The sequence below is a fragment of the Metasolibacillus meyeri genome, assembly GCF_003049505.1.
Lineage (GTDB): Bacteria > Bacillota > Bacilli > Bacillales_A > Planococcaceae > Metasolibacillus > Metasolibacillus meyeri.
The window spans coordinates 1-835 of sequence record NZ_PYWN01000249.1 but is presented as its reverse complement, the minus strand read 5'-3'; the positions used below and the strand labels follow the sequence as shown (position 1 = coordinate 835).

General features: G+C 32.0%; 1 protein-coding gene. It reads left to right on the top strand.

Annotated features, from left to right (window positions below):
- The coding region (locus C9J34_RS21430; RefSeq protein WP_238600757.1) for a hypothetical protein at window positions 1-580 on the top strand (580 nt) is incomplete at its 5' end.
- Window positions 581-835 lie beyond the last annotated feature (255 nt).

Below are 835 nucleotides of genomic sequence, written 5' to 3'. Positions count from 1 at the left end.
TATTTATGTAACGAAATGGGCGTACAATCTGATGATTGCCTACAGTTTACTCCTCATTAGTAGTGTAGTTATTTTCCTTATTGCTACATTAATAGGTGGCTTGGGCGAAGCGGAGTATCCGATTTTAATTTACGCAACAGAGCGCTTGGAGGAGCACTATTTTGTTTCATTCGTGAATGATGCTTATTTTTATTTCGAAAATTTAGGGACGCTACTTGCTAAAGGCGGTCTACTGATTGTTGCTCAAATTTTCTTTTTGAATAGCTTGTTTAGTTTTATCGGTAATTTACTGAAAAGCCATTATGCCGCTATTGTGGTGACAGGTATTATCGTTATTGCTGGTTATGCCTTAGGCAATCATTATATTACGATGACGAGCAGTGTGTATAATCCATTTATTTATTTGGATACATGGAATATTGTGGATGGTTGGAAAGCGATTGAAGCAGATAATGGGTATGTGAATGTTCGAAATGGCATGCTTCTTTTCTTCATTAGTGGTAGCCTATTATTTGGTTTAGGGTTTTTAGGTAGAAGGAAAGTGACAAGAAGACGATATTTCAAATTAAAAAACGTATAAAAAATTGAAAATATGGTAACAATAAAGCATTTTATTGAAATTTGAGTACCAAGCGAAAAACTCATATCATGGTTTGTCTAGACAACAACTACGCTATGCGGGTTTTTATTTATATAAAATTATTTATAATAATAACACTTAATATTAAATATATATACTTATTTATAAACTAAATACAAAATATGGGTTTACAAAAAAGGATTTATGTGTAAATATTGAATTGTGAGAATTTTTGGCCATTATTCATCACCTACC